This is a genomic window from Glycomyces sp. TRM65418 (assembly GCF_019710475.1).
Classification (GTDB): Bacteria; Actinomycetota; Actinomycetes; order Mycobacteriales; family Micromonosporaceae; genus Glycomyces.
The window spans coordinates 219,410-243,786 of record NZ_JAJFAX010000002.1 but is presented as its reverse complement, the minus strand read 5'-3'; the positions used below and the strand labels follow the sequence as shown (position 1 = coordinate 243,786).

At 63.3% G+C, this 24,377-nt stretch carries 14 protein-coding genes and 3 pseudogenes; 5 read left to right on the top strand and 12 right to left on the bottom strand.

All coding sequences use genetic code 11. From position 1 onward, the window contains the following. Positions 1–384: 384 nt before the first annotated feature. From K3N28_RS06195 to K3N28_RS06185, 3 genes are all read right to left on the bottom strand, one after another. Positions 385–810 carry a hypothetical protein gene (locus K3N28_RS06195; protein WP_228091615.1) on the bottom strand — a complete coding sequence of 142 codons (426 nt, stop codon included), beginning with the start codon at positions 808–810 and terminating at the stop codon, positions 385–387. After that, positions 807–2,930, bottom strand: coding sequence for a hypothetical protein (locus tag K3N28_RS06190; RefSeq protein ID WP_228091614.1), 2,124 nt, complete (start codon positions 2,928–2,930; stop codon positions 807–809). The genes K3N28_RS06195 and K3N28_RS06190 overlap by 4 nt, the downstream gene beginning before the upstream one ends. Positions 2,931–3,631: 701 nt before the next feature. Next, complete coding sequence (locus tag K3N28_RS06185; protein WP_228091613.1) at positions 3,632–5,335, bottom strand: recombinase family protein; 1,704 nt, start codon at positions 5,333–5,335, stop codon at positions 3,632–3,634. 358 nt (positions 5,336–5,693) lie between these two features. Between K3N28_RS06185 and K3N28_RS06180 the strand changes: the two are divergent. Continuing rightward, positions 5,694–6,399 (top strand): annotated as a pseudogene (locus tag K3N28_RS06180) (transposase); the annotation flags it as partial. 112 nt (positions 6,400–6,511) lie between these two features. Continuing rightward, positions 6,512–7,189: a hypothetical protein gene (locus K3N28_RS06175; RefSeq protein ID WP_228091956.1), complete on the top strand. Its 678-nt coding sequence runs from the start codon at positions 6,512–6,514 to the stop codon at positions 7,187–7,189. A 9-nt stretch (positions 7,190–7,198) separates the two neighbouring features. Here K3N28_RS06175 and K3N28_RS06170 read toward each other — a convergent pair whose 3' ends face one another. The 4 genes from K3N28_RS06170 to K3N28_RS06150 form a co-directional block, all read right to left on the bottom strand. Next, complete coding sequence (locus K3N28_RS06170; RefSeq protein WP_228091612.1) at positions 7,199–7,603, bottom strand: hypothetical protein; 405 nt, start codon at positions 7,601–7,603, stop codon at positions 7,199–7,201. A gap of 84 nt (positions 7,604–7,687) precedes the next feature. Further along, positions 7,688–8,296 carry a hypothetical protein gene (locus K3N28_RS06165; protein WP_228091611.1) on the bottom strand — a complete coding sequence of 203 codons (609 nt, stop codon included), beginning with the start codon at positions 8,294–8,296 and terminating at the stop codon, positions 7,688–7,690. Positions 8,297–8,301: 5 nt separating this feature from the next. Beyond that, on the bottom strand, positions 8,302–14,673 hold the full coding sequence (locus K3N28_RS23330; protein ID WP_304608692.1) for an RHS repeat-associated core domain-containing protein: 6,372 nt from the start codon (positions 14,671–14,673) through the stop codon (positions 8,302–8,304). Positions 14,674–14,768: 95 nt separating this feature from the next. Further along, on the bottom strand, positions 14,769–18,899 hold the full coding sequence (locus K3N28_RS06150; protein ID WP_228091610.1) for a LamG-like jellyroll fold domain-containing protein: 4,131 nt from the start codon (positions 18,897–18,899) through the stop codon (positions 14,769–14,771). Between the two features lie 610 nt (positions 18,900–19,509). Between K3N28_RS06150 and K3N28_RS06145 the strand changes: the two genes are divergently transcribed. From K3N28_RS06145 to K3N28_RS23505, 3 genes and pseudogenes are all read left to right on the top strand, one after another. Beyond that, a complete protein-coding gene (locus K3N28_RS06145) occupies positions 19,510–19,902 on the top strand; it encodes a hypothetical protein (RefSeq protein ID WP_228091609.1) in 393 nt (130 codons plus the stop codon). A 350-nt stretch (positions 19,903–20,252) separates the two neighbouring features. Next, positions 20,253–20,828 (top strand): hypothetical protein, encoded by a 576-nt coding sequence (locus K3N28_RS06140; RefSeq protein ID WP_228091608.1) that lies wholly within the window; start codon positions 20,253–20,255, stop codon positions 20,826–20,828. Between the two features lie 128 nt (positions 20,829–20,956). Next, a pseudogene (locus K3N28_RS23505) lies at positions 20,957–21,400 on the top strand (IS5 family transposase); the annotation flags it as partial. Between the two features lie 22 nt (positions 21,401–21,422). On the opposite strand, the pseudogene K3N28_RS23500 reads toward K3N28_RS23505, so the two are convergent. The 5 genes and pseudogenes from K3N28_RS23500 to K3N28_RS06115 all read right to left on the bottom strand — a co-directional run. Beyond that, positions 21,423–21,857 (bottom strand): annotated as a pseudogene (locus tag K3N28_RS23500) (ISAs1 family transposase); the annotation flags it as partial. A 36-nt stretch (positions 21,858–21,893) separates the two neighbouring features. Continuing rightward, positions 21,894–22,046 carry a hypothetical protein gene (locus K3N28_RS06130; RefSeq protein WP_228091606.1) on the bottom strand — a complete coding sequence of 51 codons (153 nt, stop codon included), beginning with the start codon at positions 22,044–22,046 and terminating at the stop codon, positions 21,894–21,896. A 57-nt stretch (positions 22,047–22,103) separates the two neighbouring features. Next, positions 22,104–22,622, bottom strand: a complete 519-nt coding sequence (locus K3N28_RS06125) for a transposase family protein (protein ID WP_228091605.1) — start codon at positions 22,620–22,622, stop codon at positions 22,104–22,106. A gap of 151 nt (positions 22,623–22,773) precedes the next feature. Next, complete coding sequence (locus K3N28_RS06120) at positions 22,774–23,322, bottom strand: hypothetical protein (protein WP_228091604.1); 549 nt, start codon at positions 23,320–23,322, stop codon at positions 22,774–22,776. Positions 23,323–23,531: 209 nt separating this feature from the next. Continuing rightward, entirely contained in the window at positions 23,532–24,347 is an 816-nt protein-coding gene (locus K3N28_RS06115) for a hypothetical protein (protein ID WP_228091603.1), read from the bottom strand. Positions 24,348–24,377: the final 30 nt, after the last annotated feature.

Sequence of the window (24,377 nt, the reverse complement as noted above, 5' to 3'; positions counted from 1 at the left end):
TACCCCGCCCTCGTTTTGGGGCTCAAGGTAGTCCACTCCCATGGCGAGGAGTCAACCGAAATGCAAGTAACCCTTCGGCCAGGCAGTGACATACGGACGGCCCTCCCCGGTGCGACTCGGCTCCACCGCCGCAATAAGGTCGCTCCCCCGCCCATCCAGGAGACAAGGTCATCAGGCTCAGACGTACTCGCTAGATCGCCGGGGACTCGATTACCCAGCCAGCCTCGGGGCGACTAGCACCGCTTCACCTTCGGCTGCATAATTTTACGCCTGCGGAGCTCCAAACTCGTTGGCACCGGCAACTGAGGAGCGGCGCGGTGCTGACATCTCGGCCATAATCATGGTAATACTTCTTGCACGATTTCAAGGTCAAATGCGGCCGAATCAGACCACTAGCTCTGGCCAGGCACTTGCTGAGGGCCACACACGCGGGCGCATCGACTGGCGAATCTGCAGGAGGTCGGCACACCGGCCCTCTATCGTGTCGATGGCTTCTGGTGGCGTCCAATCAGCAAGGTGCAGGATCCTGATCTTGGCGAACACTGCTCGCTTTGTAGGGCTGGTGTGATGCTGTGCGAGCCGTCCGGGCAGGCCATCGTTGCGGTTGACTTGGCCGAGCCAGCGCAGCCGGTCTTGACTGTCCGAAATCAGGTAGATCGCGGTGACGATGTCCGCGTCGTCGAAGATCCAGCGCCGTGACCATGGGATTGCTTCGAAAAGTGATTGGTGGAAGTACCTGCCTGCGGCGCCTGGTAGCGATCCAAGGCGACCGACGGTCAAGATGGGCCCGGTGGGCAGTGTTGCGGTCACTCCTGGTCGGCCCCTCGGGTTAGGTACCGTTCGCAGGCCGAATCCTTTAGCTCCAGGCCAGTGAACCGCATACTGGTAACCGCTGAGGTGAGCGTTTGCAGATCGGTGCTGAGCACACTGAGGGCTTCGAGCAGTGCGCTGAACTCCTCCTCGGGGGCGTCGGCGAGGGGAATGCGCTCAGCGTTCGTAGCATTATTCAGCACTTCCTGCACGCGTTTGAAGCCGTCGACCATGTCATTGGGCAGCACGTCGGTCACCATCGTGTACAGGTCGCTCCGGGCTTGCATGAGGTTCGCAAGCGGATTGGGAGGCGGGGCTTGGGGTTCGGTCGGGTCGGTGCTGGTCTCCCAGTCCAGTTTCGGCCGACGTCTTCCTTTGAACTTGGGGAAGGTCTGGTCGAACCACCATTTGTCGGCTACCGTGCCTGGGGATACCTGCCCATCGGTATCTATCTGTCGTGGACGGTCACCTTCGTTCGCCGCGCGGGCGAGTTCGCGCAAGAGGGCGATCGCCCGGGTGGGGTTGGCGAGCATCGCCGCGCGGGCGTTGATAGCGCTGCGGCGGACTTTCTTGTCCGTGAGAGTATCGCCGTTGACGTCCTCGCCTTCCCTGCTCTGTGCCTCCATCGAGCCGCGGTCAGCCTCGATGATCTCGAATTCGGCCAACCAGTGAATGCCGCGGGTGGTCAGGAATTCGTGAAGAAGGTCGTCCTTCGGGGTGTGCTGGAGTTCGTCGAGCACCGACCTCCATGCGGGGACCTCGGTGAGATTCCCACCCTGTTTGAGAAATTTCGCAGGTCGGAGGCCATCGATTACCCGGGGGTTCCAGCGGTGGCGGTAGCCCGCGCTGATCGCTGAGGACAGCATGCGCAGGCGGTTTCGCATGTGGTCCTGGGTCGTATGTGTCCTGGCGGGTTCGCCGAGCACGTGCCGGACGGCGGCTGCCTTGTCTGGATCCTGCGGGAATGCTGCCGCGTAGAGCTCACAGTCGCGGCGATCCCGCGCAGAGACGAAGTCCTCATCCGGATAGCTTTGCGGATCGGGCCCTTCGCCAGCGAGCCAGGCGCGCGCTGCCTCGGTCAGCCATCCGCGTTGTTTCAGTTCCCGGAGGACTGCGCGCATGTCGGATTCAGACTTATCCAGGACGTCGTAGTCGAGCGGCGGCCGGCGATGGTCGACGCGGTTGGGGTCGAAGACCTGGTTGTGGAAATCATCGCCGCTTTCGGTGCCGACGATGATCTGCATCTTGACGGTCGCGACCGCTGCGGCCTTGACTGCGGTCTGGTGCAAGGGGTGTTGGGACTGTTCGAAGGCAAGTTTGATCTGGTTGGCGAAGGCCGGTACCCAGACGGTCGGGTCGGCGATCCGGCCGTGGCCCTCGAGCCCGAGGCGGTTGCGCTCGACGCCGTAGACGACATCTTTCATGCTCAGGTCGAATAGGAGTTGCCGGGCTCGGGATCGGTTGGCACCCTTGATCGCCGTCAGGTCGATGACATGCCGTACCTGTGTGTGACCGGCATCGTCGGTTTCGCGGAGGTGCCTGTCGAGAACTGCGTGCAGGGTCGTCTCGTGCTGGCCGAAGGTCGCGAGATCGTCTTGGAGGCTGTAACCACGCCGTCCGTCGGCGCGCCGGAGCGCTTCGTCGGTGATGTCGATAAGATTGCTGAGCTTGGTGCTGTCGACCGACTGGCTGGTGGTTAGGTAGGCAGACGGCTTCCCATTTTCGTCTACGCCTGTTACAAGGGCCGGGAGCGTCCGCGCGTCGACAGCGTTGCGGCGGATCGGGGCATCGAACGCGGAGCGGATGCGCTCGTTGTACTCTCCGGGACCTCCGGCAAATCCGTGGACAGTGACTTCGATGATCTTGTGGCCGTATAGGTCGACAGCGACAACGTCGTCCCTCAGCTGGTATTCAAAAGCCTGGGACGCACGAGCGCGAGTCAGGTAGGTCTTGGGGTGGACTACGTAGACGGCGACGGTATCGGTGATCGCCAAGGGAAGACCAGTGGCGACATGGAGGGCATTGGAGAAGTTCCGGGACCACACCTGTTTGTCAGCACCAGGGAATGGGTTGGAGGAGGTCGAGTCGCCGTCCTCTCGATGAGGGAGGGATTGCAACATCTATGCACCTGGGATTCATGCTCGGGCGGCTAGAGGCTGCCCGGACAAACCAGGCAGAGCGCGTCGACACCCGGACCCCAGTCGATTCCAAGGTCACCAGATCGGCACCGCACGCAGCGCGATGTAGGTGCAGCCTCGTCCGAGTATCATCCGTTGGGTCACACCTGACCTTGGCCGACCCCCGGGTCGGATTGGAAAGGAATTGTGGAGGATCTCAACCCTTTTGGGCCATGAGACTTCGGGAGGATTCGCGGCATGGAGTCTTCGGCTGGGTCAATTTTACCATGGATCCAACCAGGCTGGTTACAGCAAAATCTTGGTTGTAGCCAGGGACATTCAGCGACCGGGCTCGACATTTTGACCTAATGCGACATGATCACCGAGGCCGACCGTTGCTGGTGTGGCCAGGAATCGGTGATGTGCAGGTAATCCTCTTCAATCAAACTGTACCGAGAGCTCGTGGCGGCAGAGCCCCCTGTCTTTGGCCCTCACATGGAGGACGTCGAGGCGCTTCGCACTCGACTGTCCGCGATACTCAGCAGCGAACACGACACCGGCGGCTAACTTAGCGCAGCGGCCGGGGAGCGGGGTCCTATCCGATTCCCGGCGCATCTAAAGCAACCTTTGCATCAGAGCAGTTCCAGGTCGCGAAACAACTCCTAGCGCACACGAAATCGAGCTGATCTGGACAGCAAGCCACCTTAGGCGTAGCTCGGGATCTCCCAGACGGTGACATCTCGACCGTGTTCGCGTTTTGGTGCCTCCGGATTGACTCTGGTGGCAGCAATAATGAGGTCGGCGATCGCGCACACATTGAGCTCTACACGCCGCTCACCTGTGACGACCAGGTCGCCGGCATTGATTCGCGTGGCTGGAATGCCGCCTCGGTTTCCAGGCTGAGCGGGCCCGAGGAATTCCTTGCAGGGGTTGTGGACGTCGAGGGAGATGTGGTCGAAGCACAGGCGACCGAGGGTTTTTCGCAGCTTCGGCGGCAGCCTGCGAAACAGGTCGCGAGGGTTGTCGAGGGTAGCGATCGTGGCACCGGCAATGTCGATGACAGCCTGTCCATCGCCGGTGCGTTGCTTGAGTTCGTCGAGACGCCGCTTGATGTCGAGTCTTTGCTGGCGGACCTGTTCGAGCCGTGCAGTGAGTTTCGCCGTCGGCCAGTCTGGCTGGCCGAGGACTTCGAGGCACTGGTCTTCGAGTCTGTTAAGTCGAGTTCGTTCGCTGCGGAGCCGGCGTCGCAGGGCTTCGGTTGCGGCCCGCTGGCTTTGGGCCGCCCGGTGCAGGTCTTGACCTATCGCGGTCTTCTCGTCGCGGCTGAATGTGACTGTAGCCCAGTGGGCTTCAACTGCCGCCTCGACGGCAGGGAGCGGCAGGCGTGGCAGGTCGCAGGTGCGCGGTTGCCTGCCGGCGCAGACGAAGTAGCAATAGCGCCACCCGTGCCGGTTCCGGGTGACCTCGAGGTGGAGTCTGTCTCCACAGCGAGCGCATTGCAGCAGGCCTTTGAGGTGGTGGTCCCATTTGCGGTCGCGGGTCCTGCGGCATCGATCGTTGAGCACCCGCTGCACACGGTCGAAGAGGTCTTGGTCGATCAGGGCGGGATGATTGCCGGGATACTCCTCGCCGCACCATTGCACGAGGCCGAGGTAGGTGCGATCGCGCAGGAGCTTGGTCAGCTGCGTGATGGTGACCGGTGCCCCTGCAGGATGCGACTTGGTCGGTCGAGTGCGGAGGCCGGCGTTGGACAGTTCATCGCGCAGTCGCCGCAGCGTGTACTGCCCGGAGGCGAACAGGCGGAAGGCGGTGCCGATATAGGGGGCGCGGTCGGGGTCGATTTCGATCGTGGGTGTCGAGCGCCCGTCCACGTAGGTTCGGGCGTTGCGGTACCCGAGTTTCGCGCGTCCGGGGGTGCTGCCGCGGGCGGCGGTGGCCGCCATCTTGAAAGCAACGTCGATGCCGAGCTTGCGGGACTGGTACTCGTTGACGCCGTCGAGGATGAGCGTCACGAGGTCGCCCTCGGGGCCGTTCTCGCACGGTTCTTGTACCGAAAGCAGTTCAACATCGATTTTCCGGAACTCCTCGCGGATGACCATGGCCTCGAAGGCATTCCGGAAGGCGCGGGAACGGGTGTAGACCAGCACGACGTCGACATCGCGCTGGTGCAGCACGCGGTCCAGGAGCTGGCGGAACTTGGGCCTGCGATCGATGGCGGTTGCGGTGCCGCCGGGCTCGGCGTACTCCTCGATGATGTCGAGTTCGTGTTGGCTCGCATACCGATGGCATGCGGCTTGCTGACTGGCGATCGAGGAACCGAACTCCTCGGCTTGGCTGCCGGTCTGGGCTTGCCGGGTGGTGGAGACACGGTAGTAGGCGACCGCACGGCGCCGCTGCTGCTGGCTCATGTCAAGGCTCCGTTCACGCGTGACAGCACCATGCGCCTGGACGAAGTGGCGTCACAGAGCATCTGTCGAAACGTCATTCAGAGCAGTAACGATTGGAGATCGTCCGCGTTACGTCCACTTGGCAACTGAGCCTGCGGCCATGAATCTCGGACCGTGGACGTACGCCGAACCTGCACAGTCTCTAGACGTCGGCATGGTCCCCCGCTCTCCCACCGCACCCAGTGGTGCCCGTGGTGGGGAGCGGGCCGGATCGTATCGGTCACGTGATCTCGGAGACTCAGCTTGCGTTTTAACCTGCTTAACTTGCGCTGCAGGGTGTTTGAAAGCATCCTGAGGTCGATGGTTCATCATCGTCGTTGTGCCACAAGAGTTCGCGACTGCATCCGCTACTGAGCCGGGGCAAGCCAGGACGGCCGGCGACCTGTCAGCTTTGTCGGCGTTTCGTGATGCGTTCTATGCTGCGATCGGTGGTCGGGCTGATGCGGTGTTCGAACTGTCCGATGCCGTCCTTGAGCATGAGGGGAAGGTCGATTCCCTCCCCGGGATGTCGCTCGAGAATGCGTTCACGCGGGGCCACGGGTCGGTGTACACGGCGGTCAATGCCGGCCGGATCGATCCCGAGGCGGTCCGGTCGGCGGCGTTGGCCGAGCCGCTGCCGCGGATGCGGGGCCATATCGTGTTGGCGGTGGATGTCTCGCCGTGGCTGCGTCCGGACGCGGCATGCAGCCCGGAGCGGTTGTTCTGCCGCGTCTATGGGCGGGGGCGGGGCAGCGACCAGACGATTCCGGGATGGCCGTACTCGTTCGTCGTGTCGCTGACACCGGGCGCTTCTTCGTGGGTAGTGCCGCTGAGCGCGCCGTCTCGGCCCTGATGACGACGTGCAGGAGGCGACCGTGGCGCAGGTCCGGGCAGTGGTGGTCGACCTTGTCGCTGCCGGCCAGGGGACCGAAGGCGACCGGCCGATCATCCTGGTGACCGATGCGGGCTACGACCCGGCCCGGCTGGCATGGCAGCTTGGCGACCTGCCGGTGGTGGTGTGCTCGCGCGTGCGATCCGACCGGGTCTACTACGGCCGGGGCGAGCCGAAGGCTCCCGGCGCGGTCGGGCCCCGACCCCAGGCACGGGTGGCGGCACGAATGCGCCAACGAGGCCTCCTGGGCGGTCCCCGACGGCGCGGTGACAGTGTCTTCGGCCCGGTACGGGCAGGTCCGGTCGCGGTTCTGGCGGTTCCTGCACCCGAAGCTCACCGGAAGGTCGGCGCGGGTCGGCCACGAGGGGCCGCTGCCGGTCGTCGAAGGGACCGTGGCGCGGCTGGAGGTCGACCACCTGCCCCGCCAGAGCAGGCCCGATCCGGTGAACTTGTGGATTTCGCGGGCCGATCTCGAAGCGGCCGTGATCAACACGGTCTGGTTCGCTTGGCTGCGCCGCTTCGACCAGGAGCACCTCCACCGCTACATCAAGCAGGACCTGGGCTGGACTGTTCCGGCCGTCCGCGACCCGCGCGCCGCCGACGCCTGGACAGTGATCGTGATGGCCGTCTACCTGCAACTATGGTTGGCCCGCAGCCTCGTCGCCGACCATCGCCTGCCTTGGGAACGGCCCGCACTGCCCGGGCAGTGCTCGCCCCGGCGCGTCCGCCGAGGATTGCGCAACCTCCGCGGCGCACTCACCCGCCCCGCCAGTGTCGCGAAACCCGCCCGGCCCGGCCCCGGCCGGCCCAAAGGCGCCAAGAACCGTCACCGAGCCGCCCGCCATGACCCGGGCAAGCAGACGAAACGCCCCGGAACCAACGGCCTGGGCCGCGGCAACCGCGCGTGGCCGCAACAGTCGCCAAAGGCCAAAGACGCAAGCTGACCTGTTGAGCTAACTGGTGGCAGAAAGAGGGTGCCAGGCGATCAGGAGTCTCAAAGCGGCGGAGGCCTTGTCCTGGGGAACTTCGCGAAGTCCTCGAAAGCGAGTGGGCTCGATATCGAAGGTCGTTGCGCGACCGAGCTTTGGTTCCTGGCGAGGGAGAAACCAGAGATGGCAACGCAAGGACTCGACCTCCATGTCACCAGCTGCATTTCTCATGGCAGGGAGGAGGAACTTCGGGGAGGACGGATCTACCTCCGCTCGCAGAGCATCAGTTGAACTCCAAGCGGCTCCCCAACGCCGCTCCTTCGCAAGCTCATGAGCCGCAACAAGTTCATCCATCGTCAACATCTTGACCACATAGTCGACGTCGTCCATATCGATTTTGGAGAACCGTATGAGCTCTTCGTCCTCCACATGACCCTCCTGAATCGGTCCGCGAACTCGTCAGCTCGCGATGGTCGCTCCACCGGGCGGAAGACTGCAACTCGGAGCCAGGCGTCATGGGCTCCAGGCCGACCACCGGGCCCGGATCATGGCCGCCGGGGTCGTCTCACACCGGAACGGCCCAGAGATTAAAACGCAAGCTAAGCTTCTACTCAATAGCTCGTATTTTCGCACGACAGCAACTGGAGTTTCCCAATCCACGAGTGCAGATTTGATCTCATTTTCCGAAGCAGCATAATCTGGAATCCCAATACCTGAAAGTCTATCGGCCTTCACCTCGAAGAAACCAAGCGCTCGCGCAAGGATTCGAAGCTTTGCCACAGGCATAAACTCCATCTCAAGCGCCAAAAGGTCGCCGGAATCGCTAATTTCTGCAGTTATGCTATTCCATGCCGTACTTGAACTTACTCGAACCTCGGATTCCCATTGAAACTCAACCACTTCCCGAGCGACCAATACTCCGGTATCGCCTTCATCGAGATCCAAAGCCATTCTGCCTTCGAATAGAATTCCCGCGATTTGCCTCCTGCAATTCATTCGGAAATCTAGCAGTTGAAACTCCGTGAAGCGCTCAAGATCAATCGGCGATCGCATCGCAATGCCGCCCTCATCTCGAGCCTGTGGCTCTCCCGCGAATGAGTTCATCAGTGATTCAGGTGTCAAGGAGATCAGCCTCCCGGGTACAGGGGAATGTGCCCCCATGGGTCAGCCTTGCCTGTAGTCGTCCTCCCGGTGAGAGGATTAACAGTCTGACCGGATTTATTCATGAAGACAACGTAGCCATTCGGATAACGGCTAGTGCTGGACATAACCCTCATGGAAACAACCCTGGAGTCGAATCCATAGGCCGAAGGATTGATGTCATAGGTCGTGCCCTTTCCATTATTTGTCGATCGCGGATTCGTACCTCTAAGAATTGAGGGGAGGCTCCCCGCTGGGGTACAGGTACAGGATGCTGAGTGCCCCGAACCACTGCCGCCGCAGTTGTGGGTCAGGATATCAACATCACCGGCAGCGACGAAGTACGTATGTGCATTCGCGACGCTCAGGTTGTATGTAGTCGTTACTTCAATGTCTTGCTGGGTGGAAACCACCTGAACTTGGCTATTAGCCGCAGCCTGGAGCCAGGCTCCTTCCGTCAGATTCTCAGCAGTGATCCATCCTGGCAGGGCGCTAATTCCATGACGAGCCTCTCGCTCAGCAGCCCAGAAGGCGTGGCCTGCCGTGGCAGTAATGTCGGCGTCGGGCTCGCCGTCATGATTTGTGTCGATACCGATGGTAACAAGGCTGCGGGGTTGTTCGAGCGTGGTATGCGTGGCCGATACCGTTGCGGCACCGATATCTCCGGTGGTGGGGTCTGCAGCGAGGACTGATTCCCCTGTCATGATTTGCTCGATGGGCTTGGTGCTGCCGTCGGGCATGACCACGAGTGTTCCGGCTTCGAAGGATTTGCAACTTTTAAGGAAGTTCTTGTTGCGGAAGAACGACTGGAGGCCGATGCTGCCGGTCATCCATGGTGCAGTGAAGCCTGCGCTTCCTGCTTGAAGAGGACCGCCGGAGAGGTCGGCGATGAGTGCCCCCACCAAATTGTTCCGTTCGGCAGCTTCGGCCGTCCATGCTTGGTCAATGGCCATCCGCTGGTCGTCGAGGACCTCGAGGTAGTCCATCTGACAGTTGTCCACGACACTTGCGTAGTAGTCGCCGCCGAAGCAGAGGTCGGTTACCGCTCTCGAGAGCGTTACCGGGTCGTACATGCCGGTAACGGGGTCGACGACATCGCCGACATCGTACAAATATTCCTCGACTTCGTCGACAAGGTCTTGGAGGTCGCCTTCCCACATGTCGCAGGGGACGCCGACGGCGCCTTGCATGACGTAGACGCAGCCGCCTTCGTCGGATGAGTACTGTTCGCCGTAGACCGTCCCGCCGCCGCTGGTCGCACTGGCGACGGGGTCGCTGGAGGGACCTCCGCTCGGTTCGCTGCCGCCACCGCCGCTGCTAGTGCATTCGCCCGGGTAGTAGTACGTGTCGCCGGGCCCTGTCATGCACAGGCCGGTGGCGTCGATCATGTTGATGGGGTCGTTGTTGGCGTAGGCGTAGCCGTTGAGCTGTTGGGGGTTGGTGTAGTCGGCGATGGGGTCGACGGAGACGAACCTGCCTGTGGTGGGGTCGTACTCTCGAGCGCCGAGGGTGGTCAGGCCGACAGTGGTGTTGTCGATACCGCCGACGAAGCCGCGGTCGTCGGGCCAGGTTCCTTGGGTAAGGCCTCTGGTGTTGCCGAAGGGGTCATGGCGCCGAACGGTGGCGGTGAGGGTGTTGCCGTTGACGATCCATTGGCCGGTGCCGTGGTGGTCGCTAGCGACGAAGAGGATGGCGCCAAGACCGGTTCGTTGGGCGATGACGGTGCCAGCGTGGGTGTAGTAACGGATGGCTTGTTTGGTGTTGGCGGCGGCGTTGTAGTGGAGTTCGTAGCCGGCAACCCAGGCGGTGATGCTGCCGTCAGGATCCTTGCGGACGAGCCGGTTGCCCTCGGCGTCGTCGTAGAACCGAGTGGTGTTCTCGCCATTGGTGACGGTCTCCAGGCGGCCAGAGCTGTTCCACTTCAAGATCGAGAGGTCGCCTGCGCGGGATATCGAGGTCGCGTATCCGGTTTCGTTATAGGTGTAATTGGTTCGTTCTGGCCCGTTCTCGGTGGTGGCTATCGAGGTGAGGGCGTGGCTGTCGGTCTCGTAGGTGTAGGTGTCGGTGAAGCGTCCCGCGACAGTCCACCGGGTTTCGGCGGTGCGGTTGCCTGTGAGGTCGTATTCGTACGAGGACCAATACGCACCGGGCCCCCCGACAGCTTCTTCAGTTGGGATGGCGGCGCAGGCGTCCGCCCCTGATTGTGCCCATGCTTCGGTGAGACGGTTCAGGTAGTCATATTGGAAGCACTGGGTTTCAGGCTGGAGGGCGTCGGAGGTGTGGACGGGCTGGTCGGTGATCGAGGTGATCTTCCCGGCCTGGTCGTATTCGTACGAGAGGGCGGCGATGCCGTAGTTGGTGCCGTCGAACTCTCCGGCGGTGACCTTGTCGAAATAGAACTCAGCGAGGCGGCCGGTCTCTTCCTCGTAGATCCAGGTCTGCCAGGTCTGCCCAGAGGTGCCTCCGACGTCGGCGGGATCGCCCAGGCGCAGCTGCAGCAGTTGCCCGTATGGGGAGTAGAGAGCCTCGTCAACGTAGATCTGGGTCGCGCCGAAGGTAGAGCTGTTGCCTGTCACCCGCGAGGGCTGCCCCATGGAGTCGTAGCCGTAGGTCATGGTCTCGGAGGTGAGTCCGGCGGTGGCGTTGGCAACGGAGGTCTTCATGCTGCCGTCGGGGTGGTAGGTGAACGCCTCGTAGTAGGAGCCGGCGAGGCTGCCTGCGGCGGAAGGCAACGTGGTCAGGACCTGAGTGGGTTGTCCGCTGATGTCATAGCGGCGGTACTCGGTGGTCCAGGCCTGGTTGTCGACGTAGTTGATCGACTTGTGCAGCGCGCCTTTACCGTACGCGGAGGCAGTGTCGTACGTCCACTCTGATAGACGCTTACCGCTGTCTACTGCGCCTTCCCATTTCGCGGTCTGGCGGCCAAGCGCATCGTACTCGTATGACAGTGTGGACTCGGCGCTAGTCCCGGCGTTGGCGGTGGTCGAGAGCAGCTGTCCAGCGTCGTCGTAGGTGACGCTGGTGGTCCCGGTGTCGGGGTCGTTCGCGGTGATTTGGCGGCCGCGCAGGTCGTATCCGAAGGTCCACTGGTGTCCGGCCGGGTCGGTCGCGGTTTCCAGCAATCCTGCAGGCGTGTAGGTGTAGCGTGTCCGGTCTGGCTCGCCAGTGGGTGTGTTGCCGTGGTACTGGAGCGCCTGGACTACGAGGCCGCGGGCGTCGGTGAGCGTGCCGGAGGCTGACGTCCCTTCGGGCGGTGTGACGGTCGTCTGCCAATAGTCGTCGTTGCCGCCGTAGGCGGTGGTGGTGCGCCACTGTTCCTCGTCTTTGACGACGAAGAGCTCGGCGGTGACCCGCCCGACCGTGTCGTAGACGTACTCGGTGCGGGCGACGTCGTTGGAGCGGGAGATCCGCACGAGGTCACCGGTGGGCCCTGACTCGTTGTTGAAATTCGCGCCGGAGGAGTAGACAAGCTGACCGTAGGAGTTGTACTCGCTCTGGTTGATCAAGCGCCCGCCGTAGGTCTCGGCCTGAGTCTGGCGTGGCCGCATGAGCGCGTCGAAGATCTTGATCTCGGTCAGATAGGACTGATTCCAGATCATCGTCTCGGTGGTCGTGGTGCTGGGGGCCGTATCGGAAACGGTGTACGAGAACTTCAGGTTCGGGACCTCGGTCGGCGCGTCCTGACCGGGGTACCAGACGGCCGTCGCGCGACCGAGCTCGTCATAGGTGAGCGTGGTCTTACGGCCCGCCGCGCTAGTAGCTGAGGTGGTCGACCCCCAGGCAGGGGCGATGGTAATGGTCTCGATGTGGCCGAGCGGGTTCGTCGTCGACACCGCGGTGACCGGACCGGCGCCCGTCGGGGTGTAGGCGGTCGTGGTGACCGCACCGAGCGCGTCGGTCGTGGTGATCTCCCGGCCTAGCGCGTCGTAGGTGGATTCGGCAAGGGTCGCATACTTCGGTCCTGCGTCCCAGCCGTCGATGGTCTCGGACTTCGTCATCCGGGCGTACGTAGGCACCGCGCCGAAATCATGCCCGTCGTAGTAAGCGCGGACGTCGCTCAAGACCTGGTCGGGTCTGGACACCGGTTTACCGCAAACAACGGCGACGGTCTCGATCCGCGAGGGGGCCTTGAGGATCCATTTTTCGGTGTTGTCGATGTATTCGGTCGTGGTGCACATCTCGTCACCGGACCTGCTGACGTCACCGTGGTTGCTGAGGGTCGCCACACGGCCGCGGGCGTCGTAGGTGGTGTCGGCGCGGACGGTCTGCCACGAGGTGTCGGAGAGTTTGGCGCGCGCCAGGGTTTGGCTGGGGCCGGTCATCCAAGCTTTGAGCTCACCACCATCGTAGGCGCGGGCGGCGGTGTTCTTCGTCCAGTATCGGGTGATGGTGGAGCCGATGACAGTGGTGTTGTCGTAGGTGATCTGCTCCCAGACCTGTCCGGCGAGCGCCTCATGGTCGGCGACGGTATCGCCCTGGGTGCTGGTGAGCATGATGTCGCGTTCGGTGCCGTCAGGGAGTGGTTCGCCGTCCATGCCCCGGTAGTAGCGGGAAGCGGTCCGCAGTTGCGGGCCGGGATCGGCCGGGTCACCGACGAGGGTCGCCACCTGCGTGTAACCGCGCCATTGGTTGTAGGTCCGAAGATCTTCAGGAGTGAATTCGGAGTCGTTCCAGGCCCAGAGGACGTTGGTGCCGCCTCCGACTGTGGAGTACTCGTAGAAGGTCCAGACCGTGTCGGCACCGGCAGTGGTGTCGGTCTCGGCAACCGAGGTGACCACGTATTTGTGGAAGTAGGCGTCAACAGCGTTGTAAGTGCCTTCAGGGATCCATTTGGCGGGGTAGCACCGCTGAGTGTTCGACTCACCGACGGTCGGCAGATCGCCGACGCCGCAGTCGGGTGCGGAGTAGTTGACCGTGGTGACACCACCGGTCTCGTTCTTGATGGAGGTCAAGCGGGGCCGTTGGATCATCGGGTCGGCCGAGCCGTCCTCGACCCGGTTGGGCATGAACGTGCCGCCGAATTCGATCGCGGGCGTGGATTGCATGCCGTCGCCCACGTGCCCGGTGTGCCGGATCGCAGCCAGCCACATCACTACCTGGGATTTGTCCCCGTAGTCTTTGAACTCATGGGTCAGCTTCCAGGTGTCGACAGTGTCGAACAGACCTGTCGCAGCGATTCGGACTTCGGTCTTGACCTCGGCGAGCCGCTTAGTGGAGAAGAACACCGGCGCGTACTGCTCACAACCGGTCCCGGCTTCGCAGTTCAAGTCCCATGGCGTGTCGGGCCACTTGTTGGTCTTCGGGTCTCCTGCGGTGTCGTAGCAGTCCGACAGGCACCGGTCTCCGGCGACAAGTTGGACTCGGCCGGTCGCCGGCACTGCAGGATCGTCCGACCGCAAGCCGTACTCGATGCGCTTGAGCCAGCCCGAACGGGTGAACGCGACCGCGTCCTTCGCGCTGTCAGCCGCTGGGGAATAATAGCCGGTCTCGGTGCCGTAGAGGTAACGGGTCATGTTCCCGTTGAGGTCGACCACCTTGTCAAGCATCCACCGATAGGCCTGAGTGCAACGAGAACCCGCGAAGTCACCCGATTTGTAGCAGGCCTCACCGGAGTGGTTGCCGAACACCGGAACCGTCCACCGAGAGCCGGTCGTGGCCGGTTCGGCGGCGAAGTAGTACTGCGTACCGTCGGTCCCGGTGACCTTCCACCGCTCCGAAGTCGGCGCGGAAGCCGAAGCCGGCGATCCGAGCTTCTCAATCCGCCAGTTCGCATCGCCCGCGGCGTGCCAGACCCCGGAGTCATCGTCCAGAACCAGCGCGGTGTTGATGCCCCCCAAGGCCATGGTGACGGAGGGCGAGCTTCCGTCCCAGCACAGGTCCCCGGTCTGGTCGGTGCCGTTGTTGCCGTCCTGTTCGGCTTCGGAGGCACAGCCGGTATAGGTCCGTTCGATGAACCCGGGTGAGTACCCCCATCCATCCCCGAACCACGACGCCTGGTTGTTCGTGCCGGATGTCAAACCATCGTGCGCAGCCGAGGAATACGACAACGCCAAGGCGGGAGTCGGACCGGCAGCCGGAGGCACACGCATCGAGTAGGAGTACGAGTACGCCCCGGACGAGCCGCCCTGCGACCACGACCCTGCCGATGACAGATCCGTCGCCGTCCACTGCCCTGCGCCTTCCCCCGTTTCGGCGGGAGCGCCCGACCAGTCGGCGGCGTTGTCATCGAATGCGGACTCGGCCGCACCCACGGCCGAGACGGGGCTCGAGGCGAACGTCTGCGCTCCACGCTGGAAATCAGCGGCCCACGCAGGTCCGGTGGTCAACCCGGCCATGGTCACCACTGCGGCAGCGGTCATGGCAAGCAAGGAGCGGAGGCGGGGCCGCCGCGGGAGGGTGTGCACGTGGAGGCTCCCAAGGGGGTTCGAGTCGAGGGCGATGGGGAAGCGTCGGGTCACGATCCGCACACCTGCGCAGGCAGTTCGGGGTCGTAGATGCTGGCGATGGTCGCGCAGTCGAGGGCGCCTTGCCAGATGATGGTGTCGTCGACCGCACCGATCAGCCCGTCCCTGATGGTGCCGTCGGCGTTGCCTTCGGCCCCGATCACGACCGAGCCGGTCGAGGAGGGCATGACGACGTCGGTGGCGGTCGCAATGAGGGCACCGTCGATGTACAGCCGCAGTTCGTTGGAGGGCAGGTCGTACACGCCGACGAGGAAGATGTACCCGACATGGGTATCTGACGGTGTGGCCGCGGCGCCTGCGGTGTGCCAGGTGCCCCCGGCTGCGGGCGGGGCGGCGAACTCCCAGTGGGCCTTCGCGGTGGAGTACTTGACGACGATGGTGCTGCGGTCGGCGCCGGGAATACTCACTGCCACGCCATCGCGGGTGAGGTCGTCGGCCCTCATCCAGGTCGCGATCGTGAACGACTCGTCGGTCGCGATCACAGGACCGATGGTTCGTACATGGTTGGTGCCATCGACCAGCAGCGCGTTGTCCAGTGCGTTGTTGTAGCCGAAGTCGTACGATTCGCTGCCGGTGACGGTGAGGTCGTTGCCGTTGCCGGTGAGATCTGCTCCCGGCGTGGGCGTGACGGTGAGGTCTTCTGGGAAGTTGTTGAAGTCCCACCGCGCGGCGGTCTCGACCGGCGGATTGCCCATCATGCCGGCAATCGCAGAGGTATCGACGGCACCGCGCCACAGGCTAACGCCGTGAAGCGAACCGTCCAATCGGTCCCAGCGGGCCGGTCCGGATTCATGTCCGGCGCAGCCGAGAATGGTCGGACCGGTCGCATTCCAGACTGAGGTGACGTTGGTGCGTGTGCCCTGCAAAACGCCATCGACGTAGAGCTTCAGCTCTTTGGTTGGGGCGTCGAAGACGCCTACCAGGTGGTACCAGCGGTCGGCCTCGACGATCTCCGTTGACTGCACTTGTGGCCAGGCTGCTGTGGCGCTGTCCTGGTCGGTGAAGACGAAGGCCCACTTCCCGATCGACTCAACATATCGCAGCCGCACCGCAGACGTGTTCTGACCCGAAGTGGCCACCACCGTCGCGTTCGCGCTGGTCGAGTCGAGCTTCGCCCAGGCCGCAACGGTGAACGACTGGGTGGTATCGACGACCGGTTCGGGGTATTCGAGGCAGGTAGTGCCGTCGAGCTCGATTGCGCCGGAAGGCCGGTGGTAGGGGTCGGTGCCGACCGGCAGGCCGTCGGTGTTCAGGTCACGGCCGTGCCCGGAGTCGTCGGTGCCGTCATTGCGGAAGGTCCACTGCGCTTGGACGCTCGCGGTGGGTAGGTCGGTCATCGCGGCCTGGATGTCGGCTTGGCTCAGCACGCCCTGCCAGAGGCCGACCTGGTCGATCGCGCCTGAGACGTGATGAACCGGCGTACCGGCGGTCATCAGGCATCCGAGGCTGAAGACCTTGTCGGCGTTCCAAGGGGTGAAGTTGATGCTCTTCTCTCCGACCAGGAAACCGCCGAGGTAGAGGCGGATCACGCTCTTGTCCGGGTCATAGACCGCCCCGATGTGCTCCCACGCTCCTAGGGCGACAGTCGGGGCCGCGCCGATGCTGTTCCAGTTCTTGTTCTGGTCGAGCACTGAGAAGTACCAGAGGTCGGCGGTCGCCGAGTACCAGACTTGGAAGGCCGAGTGCGAATCGTTCAGTTGGGCGATGGGTCGCTCGGTGGCCTCGTCGACCGCGTCCATGCGCACCCATGCCGACAGTGAATAGGCCGCATCGGTGCGCATGATCGGATCCTGTACGGACAGGCAGGTCGAACCGTCCAAGGCCAGGGCCGCGTCCGTGCGGCCGTCACGGTCGGCGGTGTAGGCGATCGATGCGCCATCGGCGAGCTCAAGGTTGTGGCCGTGGCCGGTGTCATCCAGCGTGTCGCCTTCGAACCGCCACGTCGCCATCGGCGTCGCAAGGATGTCCCGGCCTACGAAGAAGGTGTAGGCCCGTTGATCGGACTCGTTCCCGGCCTTGTCGACTGCGCGGACATACAGCACGTGCCTGCCGGCCGACAGTGTCCTGCTGATCGTGGCAGTCCCGGTCGAATCCACGTGCTTGTCGAAACTATTGGACTGCCAGGAGTATTCGAAATGATCGATCCCGGAGGCGATGCCGTTCACGACCGGATCCTCCGATGCCAATGTCAGACTCAGCGTGCCGTCGGCCTGGTACGGGCCTTCACTTCCAGGGGTGACGGTCGGTGTCGAGGGTTTCGTTCCGTCGACTTTGAATCGGCATGGCGGCGACCAGGCCGAGGCCAGGCCGGTGTTAGTGCTGGAGAAACTTCGGGCCAGCCAGTAGTACAGCCCGTCCCCAAGCGCGTATCTCGACGGCAGCGTGTTCGAGTACTCCTTGTTGGAGGTCAGCGGCTCAGAGGTGGTGTAGTCGTAGACGATCGCGTCGACCGGTGTCGAGGAGCGCAGCCGCGCCTGGTACAGGAGCGAGGTGTCCTGCGACCGGTACAGTGCGCTCATTCTTGGAGTGCGGCTGTTCGTCCACGGCGCGTTCTCCACCGAGGTCGTGCAGAAGACGCCGTTGAGCTTCCGGTTCGACACCGCGTAGGGCATCACGTCGTAGTAGATCTCCAAGACCGCTGAAAAGGAGTCGAATCGGTTCCATTGCAGCAGTTCCGGTGAGGGTGATTCGTCAGGGGCGCGCAGGCCGAGGGTGAGGTTCGCCCAGCCGTTGTCGTCGGCCGTCTTGACCATCGAGGTGACGTTGAACGACACGTATGCCGAGCCGTCGCACGTCGCACCGTTGTTCGCCGAGGAGATCGACACCGACTCGTGCCACGCCGGCTGGGTGTTCCAGGTGTCGTTGGCGTTGTAGCCGCCGGTGCGGTAGATCCTCGCCGTACCGTTCGAGCACGACGCCGAATGATTCTGGATGATTTTGAAGAGGCCCTTGTTGGGGATCTTGTAGTCGTTCTGGGTGATGGTGTCGGTGTCCATCCGGAACATCGACCGCATGTCGTAGGTGCTGGAGTAGCAGTCCAGGTTGTTCCAGGAGTCGCAGGTCTGACCGGCCCCGGCATTGCCGAGGGTGCCGGTGTTGTTCATGAAGTACGAACCCGAGGAGTTCTTGCCGCGGTAAAAGGCCGAGTTGGGGAATTTGGTGTTCACCAGGCCCCACAGGTTGTCCTGGATCCCGCCGTTCCACTGCGGGTCGATGACCACTGGGTAGCGGGTGTCCTCGCCGCGCAACAGCTCCAGATCCGGACGCAGCACTACGTCGTCGGACTCAAGGGTCACCTCGACCGGCGCGATTTCCTGGTCCGAATCCTTGGGGGTGTCAGTAATCGCCGTCAAATCTGGGACGGTCTCGCTCCCATCATGGGACGAGGGCGCCTCCCACATGAGCGCCTCGCCCGAGGCCATCTCGGCCTGGCCGGCGACCTCGACCTCGACCGAGCCGGTCGCGCTCTCCACTACCGCAACGCCCGAGGCCTCGACCGCGAAGGCGATCGCTTCGAGGTCGGGGTGCTGAGCGGCCTCGGCGTCGGCTACGACCAGGTCATACCTGAAGCCCTGCGCGGTCGCCTCGACCACCAGGTCGACCCCAGCTAGGACCTCGTCGTAGATCGCCTGCGGCCCATCAAGGGCCGGCTCGGGCAGTTCGCCCGGCCACGAGAGCGTGAAGCCGCCCTCCGCGCCGTAATCCACAGCCGCCAAGGGTGCGATGCCGCCCGCCGAGAAGGACACGTCCTCAGTGATGTTCACCGGCCGGACCGACCCGTCGGCTGCGACCTCGAGCGTGGTGTCGATCGGCGCCCACTGGCCTGACTCATCCTGCGCCTGGATCGGCTCCACACCTATCTCAGCCTTGAGTTCACCTGAAGGCATCGCCACCACGGTGCCGAACTCATTGCGCTGATCGACGACCTCGACCGGGCGACCGCATGCTGCGGCCTGACCCAATGCATCGAGTTCGCCCTCGAGCTCGGCGACCTCACCGGTGTCGATCGTGCACTCCATCGACGCGGGATCCTGTGCCGCAGCCGGGACCGCCAACCCCGCTCCGACGAGCGCGCCCAGGGCCAGCGTCGTCAGCGAACGGGCACCGACCAGATCACGCACCCGCGGCATCGACGGAACAGGGAGCAGAGCGAGGGTTTTCCATATGAGACATGAGGGCACCGTAGGGGGGAGGGGCTTCACGAGGGGCACTGCTTTCCAGTTATGAGATGGGCAAGCAGCCGCGCACCGACCGCAACGATTCGGAAAGTTATCGGTTGCCGCTTCGGCCTGTCAAGCCCAAGCCACGCGCAGCGACGACACCAAAAGGGACAAAATCCGCGCCTGATCCAGCGGAAATCCTACGAAGCCACTCAGCCGAGGTCGCAACCGACTACCGCCAATCGGCACGCACCGCCAGTTCAGGGGCGCCATCTATCGAGTCCCCCGCCTGAGACGACCGATCTCGAGCACCACCCGACACTAAAAGACATCACAATTCGATAACGAACACCCTTGCCTCACTTGCGATTGCAGGAAGATCTTCAAGGCTGGACACAGATCCACTGCAGCACAATGAACTCAGTTGAGAGCCGGCAATTTATTCGCTTCCCCGCGCGAGCTTGACCTGGTGAACGTGAGCAGAGAGGTGGACGGCGGGGCCTCAAGGCTCACGCTCACTCTGAGTGCGTAGGAGCCGTTCTTTATCGCCGTCGACGTCCTCGGCTGGTCCATGGCCACCACCGAGCGTCCCATCGAAGACCCCGGTCTCAGCGCCTATGTCGACCGCACCCTCGCCGCCCTCCGCGCAGCCCTCCAACAGGGCCGGGCTCTCGCCGAAGCGACCCCCGAAGTGCTCTCTGAACTGACGGACCAGCAGAACCGAGCCGAAGCACCGGGGACGATGGGGATCGTGCTCGCGCTCGGGTTGTGCTTCGACGAACTCGACACCGCCCTCACCCCCGGCCGCACCCTCGAAGTCCTCAGCCAGTGCTACGAGTTCGAACTCGTCCGCATCTGCCCCGACCCGATCGTCACCCGCGCCTTCGAAGAACGCAGCGAGCGGATGCGCGACATCCTCGACTGCCAACAGGCCCTCCTCACCTCCTACACCGGCGAAACGTAGACGCTCTCATTAAGAACTGGTTGCCAGTTGGTGCAGCTCGTTGCTCCCGCTTGGCGCTGCGGGTACCACATGAGTGCTTCATCGATGTCCGACAGGGTCTGCAACTGTGTTTCAGGGCCATGCAAGTGAGTATGGTGGATTGCCGTGCCCTTCGTAGACCGGTGCGACCAGCTTGAGACGGTGGCAGCAGGGTTGATGACGGACTGATCCAGCGATGACCGACTGCTAGTACCTCCCGCTCGCCACTCAACGGCCCAACATGGTCCGTATCCGCCACGTACCTGAGCAGGCGGTGCAGAGAGGAAGCTACACGCCACTTACTCCAAGATGCCGCCCGCTACGGTGAGTCGATGGAGTTTACCCTGACCTACAGCGGTCCCCTTGAACCGACTGGAAACAGCAGACCGGACAAGCGTGCCATCAAGCAACGCGTTCGCGAGCACTTCCACCCCCAACTCAAGCGTCTCCTCGAGATTCATCCTTGGATGGTCGACCGTACCCAGTACGTTGACGGATCCATCACCTCAGGAGACGAAACTTTGGTCAGGTACGTGGATGGGAATCCCTTCGCGGGATTGGTCCACCCAAACACAGGCACCTTGGCAGAGTTGGACATCACGATGCTTTTGCCTTACACAGGCCGGTCATACACACCGGACCGGGGGGACGTGGACAACAGGATCAAAACCCTGTTCGATGCCCTTCAACGCCCTCAAAAGAAGGGGGAACTCCCCGACAATTGGAATTCCCCCTATGGGCCCGATCCACTGCTGTGCTTGCTGGACAACGACAATCGTATTACGACTTACACAGTGCGGCCAGACCGACTACTCTCCCCTAACAGCAATATCGATACACATCTGACGATACGTGTGGTAATGAAGAAGGCCGAGCTGAGTTACAGGGCAATGTGGTGGGGCAGCTGACCTCAAAATGTGTCGAATCACGCAGCGATAGGATTTAAAGGTCGTAACTATTTCGTTTGTGGTTCGTTTCTGCTGGTGTGAAACGTGGGAAGCGTGGCCCGCAGCAGCGTCGAAGCCGTGGGCCGTGCATTTTCGATGACGCCCTGTGGGCCAGGATCGAGCCGCTCATCCCCAAGCGCGAGCGGAAGCCGGGCACCCCGGGCAGGAAGCCGCTCGATGACCGGAAAGCGTTGTGCGGCATCCTGTTCGTGCTCTACACCGGCATCCAGTGGCAGTGGCTGCCCCAAGAGCTCGGCTTCGAGTGCGGGATGACGTGCTGGCGACGGCTGCGCGACTGGCAGGAGGCCGGCGTGTGGGAAGCCCCTCCATCGGGTGCTGCTCGATGAGCTCAACGAGTTCGGCGATCTCGATCTGGACCGGGCGGTGGTGGACGCGGCGCACCTGCTCGCGCTCGGAGGCGGCCCAAAACCGGTCGGAGCCCGGTAGACCGTGACCGCACCGGCTCCAAACACCACCTGGCCACCGACGCGAACGGCCTGCCGCTAGCGGTGATCCTTACCGGCGGCACCCGCCCAGGGCGTGGGCGAGTGCTGGTTATGGTGTGATTCCGATGAATGGCAGTGGCCTGTAAGGGTTCCGGGCGTTGTGTCGGGTGGCTTTGGCGAGGTTGTCGACTCCGGACAGGCGGAGCGCGCCGATGGCGAGGTTGCGGAACGCGGCCATGGCGCGGGGCGCGCTGCCGGTTCTGAGCCGGGAGGCGTCTTCGCGGAACGTGGTGTCTCTGACCAGATGGTGGCGGTTCTCGATCACCCAATGCCGGCGGACGAGCGCGGCGATGTCGGCCGGTGAAGCCCGGTGGGCTTCGAGTGTGGTGACTGCGTAGACGGTCTCGCGGGACTGCTTCTTTCCTTTGACCTGCCTGCGGCGGTGGAGCCTGATGGCGGTGACCGCGCCGGGGAAGGGCAGGCCTCCGGCGGCCAGGTCGATGCCGCATGCCTTGATAGAGCGCGACTCGGTCCGGCCGTGCCCGGTCCCGGCCGTGAAGGCCCCGCGCTTGACCTCGGCTCAGGGCAGGCTGTGCAACGGGCGGTAGAGGTGCTTCTGATTCGCCTTCACGATCGCGATGTAGTCGGCGCGCTTCGTCTCGACCAGCCACGAGGCTTGGGCCATGACCGTGTGCAGCGCATCGAAGGTCACGACCGTGTCCTGGAGGTGCATCCAGGCCAGGAGCGGGATGAACTCGCCGGTCTCATTCGTCTTCGACCCGACATCGCGTTAGGCCAGGCAGACCGCCGCGGCATGGTCGACCGCCGAGAGCAGGTGGACGCGTTTCCCCTCGGTGCTCTTGGAGCCGCGGAGGGTCTTGCCGTCGACCGCGACCGTCCGCAGACCCGCCGGCTTCTTGCAGGCCGCAGTGATGCGGCGAGCGGCGAGCCAGGCGCAGACGGCCCGGTCCAGGGCGTCGCCGTCGATCCGGGCCAGGAGCAAGGTCAGGCACCGGCGCGAGGGTGATCTTCTGAGGCCCAGCGGGTGTCGGCGGATGCCGAGTGCGGCCAGGACCTCGGTCGGGGTGTCGGCAGCCCATTCACAGACCGCCTCGACCGTGACCGCTCCGGCCACGACCGCTGCCGCGCACCGTGCGAGCAGGCTCGACAGGGAGTACCAGCGGCCGCACCGCCCACGCGGGTCGGGCACCCAGGAGAGATAGCGGCGAAGGTCAGAGACCTCGTCGAGATTGATCTCGCTCAGCTTCACGAAGGCAACGGCGATGGCAGAAGATAGCGGAGCAGGCACGGCTCTCCTTGGCGCTCAAACGGATTCAGCACCCGAATGATCACCCAAGCCGTGCCTGCGCTCTCACTGCACCCCAACCCGTCTCTCCCACGAGAATCCGCCATCAACGACTCTCGTCCTTCTCGCTGGCTGGCTGTGCACATGGCGGTGATCAGCGCTCGCGGAGCCATTCGGCAGCGACCGGGGCGCATTCGGGATGGCCCAAGCCGACCACACGGCGCAATGAGGCGAAGACGGAATCGCGCGTGTCGATCATGCCGTGCATCTCCTCCATGGTCTGCAGTTCCAATCCGGCGAGAGCCAGGAGAGCGTGGGAGGCTTGTTCCTGGTCGCCGATCTCGATGCAACGGTGGAGTGCCGTTCGCGCGGGCTGGTTGAACTCGGTCCAGTAGGCGGCAATGCCCGTGCCCAGCGCCAAACTCTTGTTTCCGGACGGCTTGCCCTGGGTTCTCCATTCATGACTTTTGCCGTGAAGCTCGGCGGCACGCATGAAAGCCGAGTGTGCGCCCGACTGGTCTTCAGCCTCGGAGCGCAAGATCCAGAGGTGCAGCGCCGCAAAGAGGTTGTCGATGCCGCGAATCTGCCGGGCGGTCATGGCCCGCTGGAAGGCCTCGGTCGCTCCCGCTATGTCGCCCTTGGCCGCTCGCCGCTGCCCTTGTTTGATCAGTCCGCGCGCGGACCGCAATCCCAAAACCGCCATGCCACAGGTATACCTGGACCGTCCCGGGAGGGGTCCCGACCTGGCATCCCCGGGCCTGGACTTGCGATGCGGCCCAGACGGGCCTGGCCTCACAAACCAGATATAACACAATCCTGCCTATACCCGGCCACGGACACCTCTTCGACGCATTTCTAGCCCTCACGGCAGCTATCACCTGCTACAAGAAACTCGCCAACTGAGGCACCTTCTTAATCGACTTCGATGAAGTAGACCGAACTACCGAAACCATCAGCAGGTCCCACATAAAACAGCAGGTCGGAGGTGTCAGCGAGATCCTCAGGGATTTCAGCGCAAGCCGTCCCCGATGCGGTACCGCCAGCTTCCACGTCAGGAGCATCTGCCCAGTAGTCCGGGAACGTCGCTTCGCAGCCTTCCGGGTAGAACGCCCCGTCGACCCAGATGCCGACCTCCACCTCTAGTGACAACGAACCGATGCCGGGCCCGGAGTAGGTCCCACTGACGTTGTACGAAACGATCTGTCGGCCGGGAGTGATAACCCCATACAAGCTGCCGTCTCCCTTCTGCACCGCGTCAAACTGAAGTTGTGAGGGTGTGATCATCCAGTCGCCGACCTGAGCCGCCGATCCGGCAGGAAGCGGCGCCTTCGAGCGCGTGCCGTTAGTCGGTATCTCTTCGGGCGCGTTGGCGTCAACCGCGATGAACGTGCGGGTCTGCTTGCCGTTGACTTGTTCAAGGTAGGCAACGACGTTCTCGACGTCGGTGGGGATTTCGGTGCAGACCGTGCCCGAGACCGCGTTGCCGCCTGAAACTTCCGGGGTGAAGTAGATGTCCTGCGGGGTCGAAGCGGGGCACGGGAGATAGAACGCACCGTCAGCCCACATGCCGAAGGTGAAGTCGAGCCAAAGCGCGCTGGACGTGGACCCGTTGTAGGTACCTTCGATGGTGAACGTCGCGAACTGGTTGTCCGGTGAGGGAGCAATACCATATGGGTCGGACTGGAGGATTTCTTCGCTCACGCCGAACCGGAGGTCACTGAGCTTCACGCTCCAATCCGCTACTTCAACTTCGGAGCC